This window comes from Micromonospora taraxaci, from assembly GCF_007830095.1.
Taxonomy (GTDB): domain Bacteria; phylum Actinomycetota; class Actinomycetes; order Mycobacteriales; family Micromonosporaceae; genus Micromonospora; species Micromonospora taraxaci.
In genome coordinates this window covers 1,825,572-1,841,755 of record NZ_VIWZ01000001.1, presented here as the reverse complement: position 1 = coordinate 1,841,755, position 16,184 = coordinate 1,825,572, and the positions used below count along the sequence as shown (strand labels likewise).

The window sequence follows — 16,184 nt, the reverse complement described above, 5'->3', positions numbered from 1 at the left end:
AAGAACCAGGATGTGAGTCGTCCCGACTCAACCTGGAGGGCCGATGCGGCGCAACGCCGGACTGTTCGTGGGGATCTCGTTGGTGTCCGGCTTCGGCAGCAGCGCCATGTCCCTGGTGGCCGGCATCTGGATCCTCGACCTCACCGGCTCGACGAGCCTCGCGGCCCTCGCCGGGCTCTGCGTGTACGCCCCGGTGCTCGCCGGCCCGTGGCTGGGCGGCCTGCTCGACCGGGCACCCCGGCGGCCGCTGGTCATCGCCGTCAACCTCCTGCTGGCCGCCGCGCTGCTGACGCTCCTCGCGGTACGAGGGCCGGAACAGACCTGGCTGATCTTCGCCGTCTCGTGCGCCTACGGCATCAGCTACGTGCTGATCGACGCGGGTGAGACGGCGCTGCTGCCGTCCGCGCTGTCGCCGACGGAGCTCGGCGACGTCAACGGGTGGCGTTCCAGCGCACAGGAGGGAATGAAGCTCGTCGCTCCCCTGGCCGGAGCGGGCCTCTACGCCTGGCGCGGCGGTCACGCCGTCGTCGTCCTCAGCGCGGTCATGCCCGTCCTGGTCGCCCTCCTGTACGCGGTGCTCCGCCTGCACCGGACACCTCCCGGCCGGCCCGCGCGGCACTGTGGCGGCCCGCGTACCGGACTGGTGGTCCTGTTCGGACAGCGGGCGACGCGTCTGCCGATCGTGCTCGCGGCCGTCTCGATCGCCATGTCCGGCTTCACGACCGCGGCGATCTACGCGATGGTCGTCACGGAACTGCGCCTGCCGGCGACGTTCCTGGGGGTGCTGGCCAGCGCCCAGGGGACCGGCTCCATCGTGGGTGGGCTGTTCGTCGGTCGGATCATCGCCCGGCTCGGTCCGGTCGCCGTCGGCGTCGCCGGGACGGTGCTGTTCGCTGTCGGTTGTCTGGCCCGCTGCCTGCCGTGGTGGCCAGCCACTGTCGCCGGAGCGGTGGTCGCCGGGGTGGGCCTGCCCTGGACCCTGGTCGCGGCGGTGACCGCCGCGCAGACGCACACGCCGCCGGCTCTGCTGGGCCGGGTCTCCGCGACGGCGAACACGGCGATGTTCGGGCCGCTTGTCGCCGCGATCCCCCTCGGCTCGGCGGCCGTGCACCTCGGTGCCCGCCCGCCGCTCGTCACCGCCGTCGTGCTCTGCCTGACGGCCGCGGTCGCCGTGTTCCACAGCCCGCCGACCCCGCGCGGCGCAGCGAGTCGGCGGTCACCGCGGCAAGGGTACGACCGATCCGCCGCACCACCTGGATACTGTCTAGCCATGCCGCTGAGTCCGGACGAGGTCGAGCTGTTCGAGCGCTCCCGGGCTCGTCTGGAGGCGATCGCCTATCGCCTGCTGGGCTCGGCGAGCGACGCCGAGGACGCCGTGCAGGACACCTTCCTGCGCTGGCAGGCCGCCGATCGGGGGCACGTCGAGACGCCCGCAGCGTGGCTGACGAAGGTGCTCACCAACGTGTGCCTCAACCAGCTCACCTCGGCGCGGGCCAGGCGGGAGACCTACGTGGGCAGTTGGCTGCCCGAACCGGTCCTCGCCGGAGACCGGATGCTCGGCCCGCTCGACACCGCCGAGCAGCGTGAATCGGTCTCGATGGCGGTGCTCACCCTGCTGGAGCGACTCTCCCCCAACGAGCGCGCGGTGTACGTGTTGCGCGAGGCCTTCGGCTACTCGCACGGCGAGATCGCCGAGATCATCGGCCGCACCGAGTCGAACTGCCAGCAGACCTACCGGCGGGCCAAACAGCATGTCGCCGCGGAGCGGGCCCGCACGGAGGTCGACCGCGCCACCGCCCAGAAAATCATCGCGGAGTTCCTGACGGCGGCCAACAACGGCGAGATCCAGCGGCTGGTCGAACTGTTGACCGACGACGTACGGAGCACCGCCGACGGCGGGGGCAAGATCCCGGCCCGGTCCTCGATCACCGGGGCGATGGCGGTGGCGAAGTTCCTGCGTGGCCTGTTCAAGCCCGCCGACGTCAAGCGGGACCTGGTCGGGGGGAGTCCCGCCGTGCACATCGCCGCCGCGAACGGCGGTCCGGCAGTGGTCGTGGTGATCGACGACCGGGTCATCGGCGTCATGTCCCTGGACGTGACGCCCGACGGCGTCGCGGCCATCCACAACCAGGTCAACCCCGACAAGCTTGCCCGCGCCACTCGTCAGTGGTCCGCGACCCCGCACGAGGAAGCCCTCTTCCGCGCCTGGTGACCCAGCTCATAGCCAACTCCTGTCAGGAAACGCGTCGCTGCCCGGTTCAGGAAGCGACCACCGCCGAGACAGGAGCGCCACCATGAGACACCGCATCGTCGTCCTCGGAGCCGGCTACACCGGAGCCATCGCCGCGGGACGCCTCGCCAAGCGACTGCACCCCGACGACACCGAGATCACCGTCGTCAACGCCGACGCCGACTTCGTCGAGCGGGTCCGCATGCACCAGCTCGCCACCGGGCAGGACCTCGAACACCTCCCGCTACGCGACGTCTACGCCGGCACCGGCGTCACGCTCCGACAGGCGCGGGTCACCGCCGTCGACGTCGACAGCCGGACCGTCGCGCTGGCCGACGAGCACGGCAACGACGAGATCGCGTACGACACGCTCGTCTACGCCCTCGGCAGCACCGCCGCCGACCACGGCGTCCCCGGCGTCGCGGAGCACGCGTACGACATCGCGGGCAGGTCTGCGGCGTTGCGGTTGCGTGACCGCCTCGCCCACCTCGCGGCCGGCGGGACCGTGCTCGTCGTCGGCGGAGGCCTCACCGGTCTCGAAGCGGTCACCGAGATCGCCGAGGCCCGGCCGGACCTCGACGTCGCGCTCGCGACCCGGGGCGGTCTCGGCGACTGGCTCAACGACAGGGCGCAGCGGCACCTGCGCGGCGTCTGCGACCGGCTCGGCATCACCGTGCACGAGCACGCCGACATCGCCCGGGTCGACGCGACCGGCGTGGTCACCGGCGACGGCCGGGTGATCCCGGCCGAGGTGACGGTGTGGACGACCGGCTTCGCCGTCCACCCGATCGCCGCCGCCACGACCCTGGCGGTCGCGGCGACCGGGCAGATCGTCGTCGACGAAACCATGCGGTCGGTCTCGCACCCCGAGGTGTACGCGGTGGGCGACGCCGCGATTGCCGAGGGACCGGGCGGCAAGCCGCTGCGGATGTCCTGCGCCTCGGGCGTCCCGATGGCCTGGCAGGCCGCCGATGCCATCGCCGCCCGGCTGACCGGCCGGTCGAAGTTCCCGAAGGCTCCGCTGCGCTACTTCAACCAGTGCATCAGCCTCGGCCGCCGCGACGGCATCATCCAGTACGTGACCGCCGACGACCGGGCCAAGCCGTCCCTCCTCACGGGGAAGCTGGCGGCGCGCTACAAGGAGTTCGTCTGCAAGGGCGCGACCTGGGGCATCTCCCATCCGATGCTGTACCCGGTGCGCCGCCACCGCATCACCGCGAACCGGCCGGAGAGCATCACCACCACCTCGTGACACGCCGTCCGGGTGGCGTGGGGCGGGCCGGCGTTCCCCGAGACACCGGCCCGCCCGCAGTCCCCCCGGCGGTGTCAGTCGCCGTACTCCCAACCCTGTGTCGTCACGGTGGGCTCGGCAGTGTTCGAGACACCACCGGCCAACGCTGGCGCGGCCATCCCGCCGATCGCCAGCAGGGCTCCGACCGCCATTGCGGACATGACACGACGAATTCGCATGGACTCTCCTCACTCGAACAGGTGGGCTGTCGGGTGGACAGCGGGACGTGCTCGGGGCCCCCGTAGCAGGCGGAACTCGTCACCCGATCTTGCGTGGCCAGCGCCAGAGGTGACCGGATCTCAGCGTATTGACGCCGGCTCGGCGACCGCCACCGTCGACGCCTGTTCCGAACGGACGGACACCTGTCCGGGCTGCTCAACGGCTTGTTCGGGCTTGTTCGCAGGACCCACCCGTCGTGGCCGAGCCGTCCGAGGACGGCTCGGCCAGTCGCTGTGCGTCAGGGGGTCACCCGGGTGGCTGGGCGGTCCCCGGGCAGGCCCGACATGTCGGCCTCGACCGGCGGCAACGGGGTGACGCCGAGGACGCTGCCGTCCGGGGCGTACGCGGTGAGCGTCGCCGGTTGGTCCGGGGGCACGGAGGCGCTGCCGGCGTTCGATGCGTCGAGGGCGACCGTGGCCGGGGGTGCGCCTTCGACGGTCACCGTGACGCGGGCCGCGCCCGGCGGGGCGATCACCCGCACCTGACCGGTCGGCGTGCGGGTGCCGTCGTCGCCCCGAACCCGCCAGCCGATCGGTCGCCTGTCGACGCCCTCGGCCGGCAGCAGCAGCCGCAGATCGGTCCACCAGCCGGTGCTTTCGTGGCCGTGCATCGCGTACGCGATCACTCCCCCACCGGCCGGCTGCACGGTGAGCAGAGCGGCGGCCCGGCCGTGTTCGTTGCCCGACCACCGCACCCGTACGGTCGTGCCGGCGGCCGGGAGGCGGCTGTCCTGTAGTGCCGTTTCCACGAAGGTGCGCAGGCTGGCGTCGTCGAGCGAAGCACCTCGCCGGGCGGCGGTCAGCAGGGCGTCCATCTCCGGCCCGTTGGGGTCGATCGCGGCGTACGGGCCACCGCCCAGGCCGCCCTGGTAGAACACCCGGTCGCCGCGGCTGACCCGGACCACGGGTTCGCTCGGAAGCGGCGTGGCGGGCAGGACGGCGAACCCGACTCCGGTGTCGTCAGCCGTAGCGAGGTTCTGGTACTCCAGGGTGCCCCTCGCCGTGTACCGAGGTTCGCCGGTGACCAACACGGTGGAGTCGGCCGGTCCGACGACGACAGCGAATCCGCCGGAACCGGCCTGCATCAGCGTCATCACCGGCTCGTCGGCGCCCTCGCTGTGGCCGCCGTAGCGCATCTGATCGGCGCTGCCGCCGGCCGGACCCACGTACCAGACCAGGGCCTCCTTGGTCAGCAGGCCCAGCCGCAGCGGCACCGCGACCAGCGCGACCCGGTGGCCCGGCTGGTCGCTGCCGTAGACCAGGCGGATCCGGTCGCTGTCGATCCTCCACCTGCCCACCCGGGTGTCGGTTCGCACCGGCGGCTCGGCGCTGATCCGAGCCCGCAGCGCGTCCAGCCAGGCGTGGTCACCGACCAGCGCGCCCCGTGGCGGTGCGTCGACGAGCGCGGTCGGGGCGGCGGCGACCGCGATGCCCGGCGCCCACCCGGGCAGCGGCACCACGTTGGCCTGGACCCCGACGAGCGCGACCCCGACCGCGGCGGCCACCGCCGTCCGGATCAGCCGCGTCCGCTGGTGCCGTCGCTCGCGGCGCGCGAACATCGGCCACGGGTCCTCGGGTACGTCGACTCCGTGCGCCGCCTGCCGAAGCGCGGGACCGAGCGTCGAACTCGCGAAGTCCTCGGTCATGCCAGTTCCTCCTCGAGCCGTACCGGGGGCTGTGCCGCGGGCGGGACGAAATCGACCCGCAGTCGGGCCAACCCGCGCGACGCCTGGCTCTTGACTGAGCCGACGGAGCAACCGAGGACCGTGGCGGTGTCGGCCTCGCTGAGGTCCTCGAAGTAGCGCAGCACGAGCACCGCCTGGGTTCTGGGCGGCAACCGTCGCAGCGCGGCCAGGAGCAGGTGGCGCTGCTCCACCTGCGCGTACGCGTCGTGCGCCGGTGTGCTGTCGGTGGTCAGCAGCGGCACCTCCAGCGGCCGCCGCCGACGTCGCCAGGAGATCGCCGTGTTGACCATCACTCGGCGTACGTAGACCTCGGGCGCATCCTTGCGCAGCACCCGCCCCCAGCGCCGGTGGGTCTTCTCCAACGCCGACTGCGTCAGATCCTCGGCTGTCCCCCGGTCGCCGGTGAGCAGGTAGGCCGTTCGGAGCAACGATCCCCACTGCCGTTGGACGAACAGCCGGAACTGATCGTCGTCCTCGTGCCGACTCACGCCACCTCCAGGTCGCATCCGCCCCGCGTACGCGGGGCGGATGCACTGTGAGACGCCGTCGACGACGCCCGAGGTTGAGTCGGCAGGGATGTGTCAGCCCCGGCTGGCCGACTCGCGGAGCATCACGTCGACCTCGGGGTCCGTCATGATCTCGCGGACCTCCTGTGCGCACCGGCACGCGGCGGCCATCTTGGCAGCCCACTCGAGAGCCTCCTCGCGGGTGGCCACGTCGACGATCGTGAGACCGCCGATGACCTCCTTGGTCTCCGGGAAGAGGCCGTCGGTGACAGTGCCGTCGGTGGCCACGATGCTCGCCTGCTGCCGTTCGAGGCCGCCGCCGTACACCCACACGCCGGCGGTCACGGCCTCCTGGCTCACCGCGTGCGCGGCCTTGCCCACGTCGGGAAGATCCTCGGCCGGGATGTGGTCCATCGCGCCGTCGTTGAACGAGATCAGATACCGCGCCATCGCATGACTCCCTCTGTTCCGGCGGCACCCTTCGGCCGCCTCCCGCCTGGTCTACGAACGGCTCGTCGCGGATTCGACGGAGTGCCGGAAGAATTCTTACCCGGATCGTCGTCCCCCGGGTCGGTGCCGACCCGACACCGTCCGGACCCTGCACGGCAGGGCCCGGACGGAGGTGGGCGTCCTACCGCTAGAACCCGTCCCACTGGCGGGCGGAGCACTTCCAGGTCTTCCCGCCATCCTGCGAGATGCAGACCGCGAGGAACTTCCCGAGGAAGGGAAGGGTGAAGGTGAAGATGTGGGCCTTGGTCTTCGCGTACGGCACGCCGGACTTCTCGGCGATGTCGGCCAACGCCCACCCCGGGTCCGGCCGGTCCAGCGTCGCCACCCGGCGCAGCGACGGAATGTCCCCGCCGTCCAGGAGGGTCTGGATCTCGTCCGCCGACGGTTCACCGTCACCGGTCAAGGTCTCCACCGTGGACGGCCCGTCGACTGCCACACCGTTGACCTTCTCGAAGGCCGCCTTCGTGCCACCGACCGTTGTCTCGCCGGCCAGGTCGAGGGTGAAGGTCCGTTCGCCTCCCCGGCTCGCCAGGAGGCATTCCCAGACGGACTTGCCGCTGGCGACGCACATGGTCAGACACCAGTTCCGGCCACCGGGCACCGACGAGGCGAAGATCAGCGACGTCGCCGTCCCGCTCTCACCTCTGCCGTCGTACGTGCCGTCGGCGAGGTCGGCCATGGTCGTGCCGAGGATGTCCCGGCTGCCCGGCATCGTGCCGACGACCTTGACGCCGTCGACCTCCCTACCGGCGACGAGCGCTTCGAGCTGGTCGTCGGTGAGGTTCCGGCCGCCGGTGTCGACGGCCAGCACCGTGTCCAGGTCGCCGACGGGCCGACCGGTCAGGTCCTCGAGCTGGTGGAGCATCGTCCCCGGAGCACCGGGGTGGTCGGTGACCGTCGTCCGGGCCTCGTCCTCGGCGGCCTGTGACGGGGCGTACGAAGCTGTCAGCCCGACGATCAGGGCGGTTGTGACGATGGTGGCGCGCCTGGTGATGGTCCGCAGAGCTGTCATCGTGTCCTCATTCCGCTGTCTCGGTGATCGCTGTCGGCCGGGCTACCAGCGACACGTGACGAGGTCGCCCACTGTGTTCGGGGAACCCCACTCGCAGTGGTCGTCGATCCACTCACCGACATCGCTGATCGTGTCGACGATCCAGGCGAACACCGACTTGATCGCGCCCCAGAGGCTGAAGTAGACGACTGTCGTCTCCGGTGTGCCGCCGACCTCGTCGACGACGTCCTTCGTCGACATGGCGGGATCCGGCTTGTCGAGGGTGCCCAGCACCCGTACACCGGTGTCGTCCTTGCCGGCGAGCAACGCCTCGACCTGCTCCGGGGTCCGCTCCTTGCCGTCGTCGACCGCCACGATCGCGCGGTCGATCAGCACCTCCCGGCTGCCGCTGACGGCTTGGGCGATGGCGGCCATCTCGCCCAGCGTGAGGTCGTTTCCGAGCGCGGGACCGGTGAACCGCCGGACCGAGACGGCACCGGACGGGTCGATCTGGATCTCGGCGGCCGTGATCAGGTCGTCCGGCCCGAACGGGTCCCAGGCGAACGTCCACTGCCCGCCGAGGCAGCGGAACACACCGTGCACCCGACCCTCGGGCTCGGTCTCGGTGCGGTCGATTCCACCGCGTTCGTCGACGTACTGGACCACACAGTCGGTGCCCTTGCGCGGCGGCTTGTCGGTCTGGGCCACGGCAGCGGAGGACACGGTCAGCACCATCGCGCTGACCACCCCGACCACCGCGAGGCAGCGTGCCAAGCGACTCATCGAACACTCCATTCCTGGCGAGGGAAACTGGTGCTCGAAGGGTGCCGGCCCACGCTGAAACGGCCCGGAAAGCCCGCTGAAAGCGGGTGCGTCAGTGGAGCTGGGCGGCGTCGAGCTGTTCGAGGTCGACGCGGATCGCCTCGGCGTCGGCGTCGCCGAGGTCGTCGAGGATGGTCAGGGCCCGACGCCACGCGGCACGGGCGGCGCCGAAGTCGGCGAGGGCCCGGTGGCTGCGACCGAGATTGGCGTACGTGCTGGCTTCGGCGTAGCGGTCCTGAACCTGCGTGAAGAGTTCGAGGGCCTGCTCGTAGCAGGCGACCGCCCGCCGGTCGTCCCCGAGCTGGTGATGGGCGTGGCCGAGGCTGTCCCAGGTGTCGGCCTGCCCCTGGACGTCGTCCACCTCCCGCAACATCCCCAGCGCCGCACCGCACGACTCCAGGGCGCGGTGGTAGTTGCCGAGCAACGCCTCCTGCCAACCGACCGCGTTGAGGGTGTACCCCTGCCCGGCCCGATTGTCGATCCCCCGGAACAGGGTCAGCGCCCGCCGGGAATGGGTGAGCGCCTGCTGGTACCGCCCCTGGCGCTCCGCGAGCTGACCGAGGTTCAAACATGTGTGTGCCCGCCCGGCGTCGTCGCCGACGACGGTGAACAGGTCGAACGCCCGCCGCAGATGGTCGTCGGCCTCGTCGTACCGGCGGAGTCGGGAACAGGCGAGCCCGAGACTGCGGTGCGCGTGGCCCTGCCCGGCCTGGTCCCCGATGCGGGACGCCGCGGCGAGAGCGATCCGCTGCGTGCCGAGCCAGTCCTGCCAGTGCCCCTGCCGGTGCAGGAAGCCGGCCATGGTCCACGCGAGCCGCCAGGCGTGACCCTCGAAGCCGGATCGCGCCGCGAGCGGTACAGCGGCGAGCAGGACGGGAAGTTCGGCGGTGAACCACGCCGTGGCGGCCGCCTTGCTCCGGGGCCGTTCCGGCGTCACGCCCGCCCTCGGCGACGCGAGGCTGATCTCGCTGAAGTGCGGGTGCAGCACGAGGTCGGCGGCGTGGGCGGTGTGCAGGCAGTGGTCGAGCAGCCGGTGGACGGCGGCAGCACGTTCGGCCGGTGGTTCGGCCTCGTCGGCGAGGCCGGCGGCGTACGCGCGCAGCAGGTCGTGGAACGCGTAACGCCCGTAGGTGTGCTCGGTGAAGAGGTTCGCCCGGGTCAGTTCGGTGAGCACCGGACCGCTCGCCTGCGGGGCGACGCCGGCCAGGCTGGCCACCGCCGGGGCGGAGACGTCCGGGCCGGGGTGCAGGCTCAGCAGCCGGAACAGCCGGGCCGCTGGTGGGCTGAGCGTCCTACACGACCAGGAGAACACGGCCCGGACGTCGGTGGCCTCGTCTCCCCCGTCGAAGGCGTCCAGGTTGCCCAGCTCGCCGGCGACGGCGTCCAGGTTGCTCAGCTCGCCGGCGACAGCGGCCAACGAGAAGTGCCGGTTGGTGGCGGCTCTGGCCGCGACGATGGCCAGGGCGATGGGCAGCCGTGCGCACCGGTCGGCGATGTCGTCCGCTGCGGCGGGTTCGGCGGCGACCTGGCGCTCCCCGAGGCGACGGACCAGCAGGTCGCGGGCTTCGTCGGGGCTCAACAGGTCGAGGGGCACCGGTTGGGCGCTCTCGGTGACGACCAGCGGGACGAGCTGGTCGCGGCTGGTGACGATCGCCAGGCAGTCCGGTGAGCCGGGCAGCAGCGGCCGGACCTGTTCCGCGTCGCGCGCGTTGTCGAGCACGACGAGCAGACGTCGCCCCGCGACTGTCGTGCGGTACAGGCTCACCATCGCGTCCGGGTCGCTCGGCATCCGGGCCGCCGCCACGCCGAGCGCCTCCAGGAACCCGTGCAGCGCCCGCGCCGGCTCGGTCGGCGCGGCCCCCGGGTCGAAGCCGCGCAGGTTCACGTAGAGCTGACCGTCCGGGAAACGCTCGGCCGCACGGTGCGCCCAGTGCACGGCGAGGGCGGTCTTGCCCACCCCCGCGGTACCGGAGATCACGACGGCGCCACCCCTGTCGACGAGCGCGTCGAGGGCGGCCAGTTCCGCGTCGCGTCCGGTGAACGTCGGCACGGGAGGAGGCAGCTGCGCCGCCACCGGCACCTGGGCCGACGCGGACGGGGCGGGCGCGGCGATCGCGGTGTCCTGGCGCAGGATGGCGCACTCCAGATCGCGCAGCCGCAGGCTCGGGTCGATGCCGAGGTTCTCCCGGAGCGTGTCGCGCAGCCGCCGGTACGTGGCGACCGCTTCCCCCTGACGGCCGTCGCGGTACAGGGCGAGCATCAACTGCGCGTGCAGGTGCTCGTCGAACGGGTGCTCCCGGACGAGCCGTTCCAACCCGGGGACGAGTCGAGCGTGCTCGCCGACGGACAGCCGGGCCTCGGCGAGCGCCCGCTCGGCCTCCAACCGCAGGCGGGCCAGGTGCTCCGCCTGCTCCTCGAGCCAGGGTGACCCGGCCACGTCGGCCAGCGGCGGTCCACGCCACAGCGCCACCGCTGCGGTCAGGTACTCCACCCGCACGTTGCGGTCCGTCGTCCGCCGGGCCAGGTCGAGGAGACGCTCGGCGGCCTGCACATCAGTGGACTCCGGCCCGGTGTCGAGCACGTAACCGGGCTGGCGCGCCACGATCGATCCAGGCTCGCCGAGCACTCCGCGTAGGTAGGAGACGTGGCGTTGCAACGTGTTCGACGCGGTGGCCGGCAGGTCGTCGCCCCAGACCACGTCGGTCAGCCGGTCCACGCTCACCACCCGGCCCACGTGCAGCGCCAACGTCGCCAGCACCGCCCTGCGGCGCAGGCCGTTGACCGCCTGCGGCCCGTCGGCGACGACCACCTCCACCGGCCCGAGCAGCCGGACCCGTACGCCCGTGCAAGCCATCGAGGTCACCGAATCAGGCTAGTTCCGGAGCCCGGCCCGCTCGATCTGTTCGTCGCGCAATGGACACGATCAACGGCTGACCTGGTTCATCAGCCGGTGTACTTGCCGTTGCGGGTGTCCCCCCACGTCCCGTCGTAGTGCACCTTGCGGTAACGGTGCACCGAACCCTTCTTGACCGCCTGCCAGTGGGCGTACGCCACCTCGTAGTCGTGGTGCTTGTAGTACTCGCCGAACGACTTGTAGTAGATCCGGTGTCGGGCGTACCCGCCGCAGTTGGCGAGGTAGCTGTAGGAGTACATCTTCATCCCGCCGAAGTCGGACGCGTAGTACGTCCTGGCCGGGTGCCACACCGACGACGGATTCGGGTACCCGGGCAACTCGGCCCAGTTGTACGAGTTCCAGTACAGGTCCCAGCAGGTCATCGTCGCCGCTGTGGACATTCCGCTCGACGTAGGCGCCACGAGGTCGTCGGCGACGACCGGGGACGCCACGATGGTCCGGTAGGCCAGCTCCGGTGGGGTCGGCGTGCCGGCCGGCGGTTCCGACAGCAGCACCCGGGGCACCGGCACTGACCTGGGCGTGATGGTCAGGTACGTCTGCAACATGCTCTGCTTGTCGTCGTACGCCAGGGGCGCGTTGCGGCCCATCTCACCGTCCTGACGAAGGCCCCAGTCGCCGGACAGTTCGTCGCGGGAGAACACCACCCGCACACCGTTGCGGTAGCCCAGCCGCGCCAGCTCGACGTCGCGGTCCACGGGCTCCTCGTCGTACACCCCTGGGGCCGCACCGCTGGCGGCGCTGGCCGGCGTGGCGTTCCACGCGGCCAGCGTCGGCAGGACGACCAGCACCGCGAGCAGTGCGCGTCCCGACAGCACTCTTGCCATCACAACTCCTCACCCGATCTATTGCGAGACGCGGACCCGGACGGTGCGCGCCTCGACGTGTCCGGGACATCCTTCGAGGCGAGGTTCAGAGCGTCGTCAAGGTGGCGTCAAAAGCGCTGGGTTTCGGTGTCGTAACGGCGACGCTCCCGTATGCGTGGCCGCCGGAACAGCGCCCAATGAAACGATGAACGCCCCGACGGATCGCGAATGGAGCCGGCGGTGCACCGTCGTGGTCGCCGCAGCCGGCTACGGCAAGACCTTCGCCGTGCGAGGCTGGCTGGGCGACCGCTCGGTGCGGTGGTGCGACGGCCCGGATGTGGCCGCCCTGGCGACGGCGGGACCGGAGTGGCTCACCTCCATCGGCGACCGATCCGCGATCGACCTGCCCGCCGACGAACCGAGCTGGCTCATCCTCGACGACGTTCCGCGACTCTCCCGCCGACGGCTACAGACCCTGCTGGACACCCTCGAACAGCTTCCCCCGCAACTCAGGGTCGTCCTGGTGACCCGCCACCCGCCGACACTGCCCCAGCGGCAGTCGGGGCTGCTCGCCGAGCACGGTCCGACGGATCTCCGGCTCACGCCCGACCAGGTGGTGGCCGTACTCGCCGCCGACCACGGCCTCACCGACCCGGCGCTCGCGACCCGGATCCACGCCGCGACCGGTGGCTGGCCGGCGCTGGTCACCCTGGCTGCGGGGACGGCCGCCACCAGCGGGAACGTGGACGGCCCGGGAACGCCCCTGGAGTCCTACCTGGTGCGGGAGGTGTTCGCGGAGCTGCCGCCCGAAGTCCACCGACTGCTGCGGGACGCGGCGCACCTCGACCCGATCCACCCCGACCTGGCCGGCGTCCTCGGGCACCGGCACGGTGTTCATCGACTCGACCACCTGGCCCGCACCGGCATTCTCGTCCCGGTGACCGCGGGCGGGCACACGTACCGGATGGTGCCGGTCGTCGCCAGCGTCGCCCGCCACCATCTGCCCTTGAGCCCGGCAGCGACGCAACACCTGCACGCGAAAGCCGCAGCGTGGTACGCCGAGCACGGGCACCTCGTCCCGGCCCTCCGGTCGTACGGCAGATCTGGCGTTGCCGAGGCGGCGGCGCTGGTCCTCGACGGCCACGGCGCGGAGCTGATCGCCTCGGGCGGCGCCGAGGCCGTCGTCGACGCCTACCAGGCCCTACCCGAGCACGCCCGGTCCGACGGGCTGCGGCTGCTCTACGGGGAGGCGCTTCAGATGCGTGGCGACTTCGACGCCGCACTCGCCGTGTACGCCGCGTTGGACGATCGGCGGAAGGCCCTCCCGGCCGGGCTCGCCTGGCAGTACGGCCTCGTGCACTACCTGCGCGGCGAACCGCAGACCGCGCTCGAGTTCTTCCAGCGCGGTCAGCTCGACCCCCAGCCGTCCACCGACAACGTGCGGCTGCTCGCCTGGACCGCCTCGGCGCAGTGGACGACCGGGAACGCCGAGGCGTGCCGGCGCAACGCCGAACGCGCCCTCGCGGCAGCGACAGCCGTCGGCGGCGACGCCGCATTCGCCGCCGCGCACACCGCCCTCGCCCTCGACGCCAAACTGCGTGGTGATCGGCCGGCCGCCGACGAGCATCACGAGAGGGCGCTGCGGGCCGCCGAGGCGGCGCGGGACACCATCCAGGTGACCCGCATCCGCGCCAACCGCGCGTCCGCCCTGGTCGGCGAGGGCCGATACCTCGAAGCGCTGGCCGAGGTACGGCCCGCTGTGGAGTTGGCCCACAGCAACGGGCACGCCGCGATGCTCGCGTTGGCGCTCTGCAACGAGGGCTCGGCCTACTTCCGCCTCGGTCAGCTCGCCGAGGCCAACGAGTGCTACGAACGCGCCGTGCCGCTGCTCCAGCGCATGGGCTCCCGCAAGGTGGCGTACCCCCTGGTGGGGATCGGCGACGTGCACGCGCTGCGGGGCCGGACCAACCTGGCGCGCGCGGCGTACGAGGAGGCGCTGCGCGCCAGCGAGCCCGTCGACGACCACCAGATCCAGGTTCCGGCGCTCGCCGGACTGGCCCGGGTGTTGGCCGCCGAGGACGGCGCCACGGCGTTCGCCCTGGCCCAACGCGCCGTCGAACTGGAACGCGGCCCCGACTCGGCGACCGCCCGACTCGCGCTCGGCTGGGTGGCGCTGGAGATCGGCGACCACGAGCGGGCCGCCACGGTGGCGCTGATGGCGTCCACCGCCGCCCGGCTGCACCGGGACCGCGCGGCACTCGCCGAGGCGTTGGAGCTTCGCGGGGCCGCCGCCGTCGACGCCGACGACACCCGCCAGGCCTGGCGGGAGGCGGCGGCGACCCTACGCGACATCAGGTCCGCCGTGGCCGCGGACCGACTCGCGGTGCTGCTCAGCCGGCTGCCCGGCGCCGACCCCCAGGAACGCGTCGACGCCCTACGCGCCGCCGAGCGGCTGACCGCTGCCGGCGTACCGCCTCCGACTCTCAGCCGGCATGGCCCGTGCCGCGTCGCACAGGTCACCGTCCGCACCCTCGGACGCTTCGAGGTGTACGTGGACGGCTCGCAGGTGCTGGCCACCGCATGGCAGTCACGCAAGGCACGGGACCTGCTGCGGATCCTCGCCTCCCGGCGGGGTCGCGCGGTGCCCCGGGAGCAGCTCGGCGAAATACTCTGGCCCGCCCAGGACCCGGAGCGGGTCAGTCACCGGCTGTCCGTGGCCCTGTCCACCCTCCGCGGCGTCCTCGACCCAGAGCGCCGTACGTCGACCGACCACTTCATCATCGCCGCGCACCCCAGCCTCGCGCTCGACGTCGATCACGTCGAGCTGGATGTCGAGGAGTTCCTCACCGAAGCCGCACACGGCTTCCGGCTGGCCGAGCACGGTGAGACCGATGACGCGCGCGCCACGCTTCTCCTCGCCGAGCAGCGCTACCGGGGCGACTTCCTGGAGGACGAGCCGTACGACGACTGGTCCCGTCCGACCCGCGAGGAGGCACGTCGGGTCTACCTGCGCGTCGTACGCAAGCTGGCCTCGCTGGCCCACGGCGTCGACGAGACCGTCCGCCACCTCGGCCGTGCTCTCGAACTGGAGCCCTACGACGAGGGTGTGCACGGCGAGTTCGTCCGGACGTTGACGGCTGCGGGCCGGCACGGCGAGGCCGCCCAGGCGTACCGACGCTACGTGGAGGCGATGTCCGCGATCGGCATACCGGCTCAGGCGCGCGGCGACCTCTTCACGCCGGGCGGCAGTGTCGCATGAGGTAGGTGAGGCACCTCAAGAGACACCTCAGCTTGTATCGTGCCGTCCGTGACACGCCGCTACGACTGGTCAGACGTCCGCGAACGGCTCGCGCGGCTGGCCGCCGCTCCCAGTGCCGATGATGTCTTCGGCTCCTCCAGTCACGGTTGGCAGCTTGAGCCGCCACTGCTGGCCGAGGAACTGGCCGAGGCCGAGACGCAACTCCAGGTGGAGCTACCCGGCGACTACCGGTCCTTCCTGTTGGAGGCGGGGAGGGGAGGCGCGGGGCCGGCCTACGGGCTGTTCCCCATGCGCCGCACGAACGGACGGTGGCAGTGGGAGGGCGACGGCGCCACCCTCACCGACCTGGACGCCCTCGGGCAGCCCTTCCCCCACGTCGAGGCGTTCAACCCTGCCGATGATCTACCCGAGCCACCGGACGAGGCGGACTACGACTCGGTGGACGAGTTCGACGCGGCTGAGGACGAGTACACGGAACAGCACGACGCCATCGTCTTCAAGCCCGAGCACTCGATCGGGTTGTTGTACCTGTGCCACCTCGGTTGCGCGCTGCGGGAGGCTCTCGTCGTCAGCGGCCCGGCGCGGGGGCAGATGTGGGCTGACGACACCGCCGACGATGGCGGCTTCTCGCCGCTCCGCGATGACGACGGGACGCCGCTCGACTTCACCCGGTGGTATAGGCGCTGGCTGAGCGAGTCGGAAACCAAGGTCCACCCTTGATGTCAGCTCCGGCAGCGGAACCCCCGCTGGTAGCTCTCAGTCGCGGATCCGGTTGAATGGATCCCAGCCGCCACACGTGGTCAGATATTCACCGAGAGTAGCTGGGCGGACGCGTCATGGAACCTGACACCCGGAGCGCCCACTCCTCGCTGGACGTGCCGGTAGCATGACTTTGAGGAGTATTACCAGGTAATCCCCTTGATCGCTGATCAAGACACAATAATGTGGACGGTCA

The 16,184-nt window shown here is 71.6% G+C and carries 12 protein-coding genes and 1 pseudogene; 5 read left to right on the top strand and 8 right to left on the bottom strand.

Annotated features, from left to right (window positions below):
• Window positions 1–43: 43 nt before the first annotated feature.
• The 3 genes and pseudogenes from FHU34_RS33220 to FHU34_RS08765 all read left to right on the top strand — a co-directional run.
• Window positions 44–1,225, top strand: a pseudogene (locus tag FHU34_RS33220) (MFS transporter); the annotation flags it as partial.
• 45 nt (window positions 1,226–1,270) lie between these two features.
• Window positions 1,271–2,212 carry an RNA polymerase sigma-70 factor gene (locus FHU34_RS33215; RefSeq protein WP_208745131.1) on the top strand — a complete coding sequence of 314 codons (942 nt, stop codon included), beginning with the start codon at window positions 1,271–1,273 and terminating at the stop codon, window positions 2,210–2,212.
• An 82-nt stretch (window positions 2,213–2,294) separates the two neighbouring features.
• Window positions 2,295–3,482, top strand: a complete 1,188-nt coding sequence (locus tag FHU34_RS08765; protein WP_145779500.1) for an NAD(P)/FAD-dependent oxidoreductase — start codon at window positions 2,295–2,297, stop codon at window positions 3,480–3,482.
• Window positions 3,483–3,556: 74 nt separating this feature from the next.
• Here the strand turns inward: FHU34_RS08765 and FHU34_RS32890 are convergent, their stop codons facing one another.
• The 8 genes from FHU34_RS32890 to FHU34_RS08730 all read right to left on the bottom strand — a co-directional run bounded on the left by FHU34_RS32890 (window position 3,557) and on the right by FHU34_RS08730 (window position 11,991).
• Window positions 3,557–3,700, bottom strand: coding sequence for a hypothetical protein (locus FHU34_RS32890; RefSeq protein ID WP_167524779.1), 144 nt, complete (start codon window positions 3,698–3,700; stop codon window positions 3,557–3,559).
• A gap of 278 nt (window positions 3,701–3,978) precedes the next feature.
• Entirely contained in the window at window positions 3,979–5,385 is a 1,407-nt protein-coding gene (locus FHU34_RS08760) for a hypothetical protein (RefSeq protein ID WP_145779499.1), read from the bottom strand.
• Window positions 5,382–5,912 (bottom strand): SigE family RNA polymerase sigma factor, encoded by a 531-nt coding sequence (locus FHU34_RS08755; protein ID WP_244311586.1) that lies wholly within the window; start codon window positions 5,910–5,912, stop codon window positions 5,382–5,384. Before FHU34_RS08755 ends, FHU34_RS08760 begins: the two co-directional genes overlap by 4 nt.
• A 93-nt stretch (window positions 5,913–6,005) precedes the next feature.
• Window positions 6,006–6,380 carry a YciI family protein gene (locus FHU34_RS08750; protein ID WP_145779497.1) on the bottom strand — a complete coding sequence of 125 codons (375 nt, stop codon included), beginning with the start codon at window positions 6,378–6,380 and terminating at the stop codon, window positions 6,006–6,008.
• Between the two features lie 187 nt (window positions 6,381–6,567).
• The gene (locus tag FHU34_RS08745) at window positions 6,568–7,452 is read right to left on the bottom strand and encodes a hypothetical protein (RefSeq protein WP_145779496.1); all 885 of its coding nucleotides are present in this window, start codon (window positions 7,450–7,452) and stop codon (window positions 6,568–6,570) included.
• Window positions 7,453–7,494: 42 nt separating this feature from the next.
• Window positions 7,495–8,214: a hypothetical protein gene (locus FHU34_RS08740; RefSeq protein ID WP_145779495.1), complete on the bottom strand. Its 720-nt coding sequence runs from the start codon at window positions 8,212–8,214 to the stop codon at window positions 7,495–7,497.
• A 91-nt stretch (window positions 8,215–8,305) separates the two neighbouring features.
• Window positions 8,306–11,107, bottom strand: a complete 2,802-nt coding sequence (locus FHU34_RS08735) for an AfsR/SARP family transcriptional regulator (protein ID WP_145785495.1) — start codon at window positions 11,105–11,107, stop codon at window positions 8,306–8,308.
• 89 nt (window positions 11,108–11,196) lie between these two features.
• Entirely contained in the window at window positions 11,197–11,991 is a 795-nt protein-coding gene (locus FHU34_RS08730) for a hypothetical protein (protein ID WP_145779494.1), read from the bottom strand.
• Window positions 11,992–12,175: 184 nt separating this feature from the next.
• On the opposite strand from FHU34_RS08730, the gene FHU34_RS08725 reads away from it, so the two are divergent.
• Complete coding sequence (locus tag FHU34_RS08725) at window positions 12,176–15,229, top strand: AfsR/SARP family transcriptional regulator (protein WP_145779493.1); 3,054 nt, start codon at window positions 12,176–12,178, stop codon at window positions 15,227–15,229.
• Window positions 15,230–15,277: 48 nt separating this feature from the next.
• Window positions 15,278–15,949 (top strand): SMI1/KNR4 family protein, encoded by a 672-nt coding sequence (locus FHU34_RS08720; protein WP_208744947.1) that lies wholly within the window; start codon window positions 15,278–15,280, stop codon window positions 15,947–15,949.
• The last annotated feature ends 235 nt before the right edge of the window (window positions 15,950–16,184 follow it).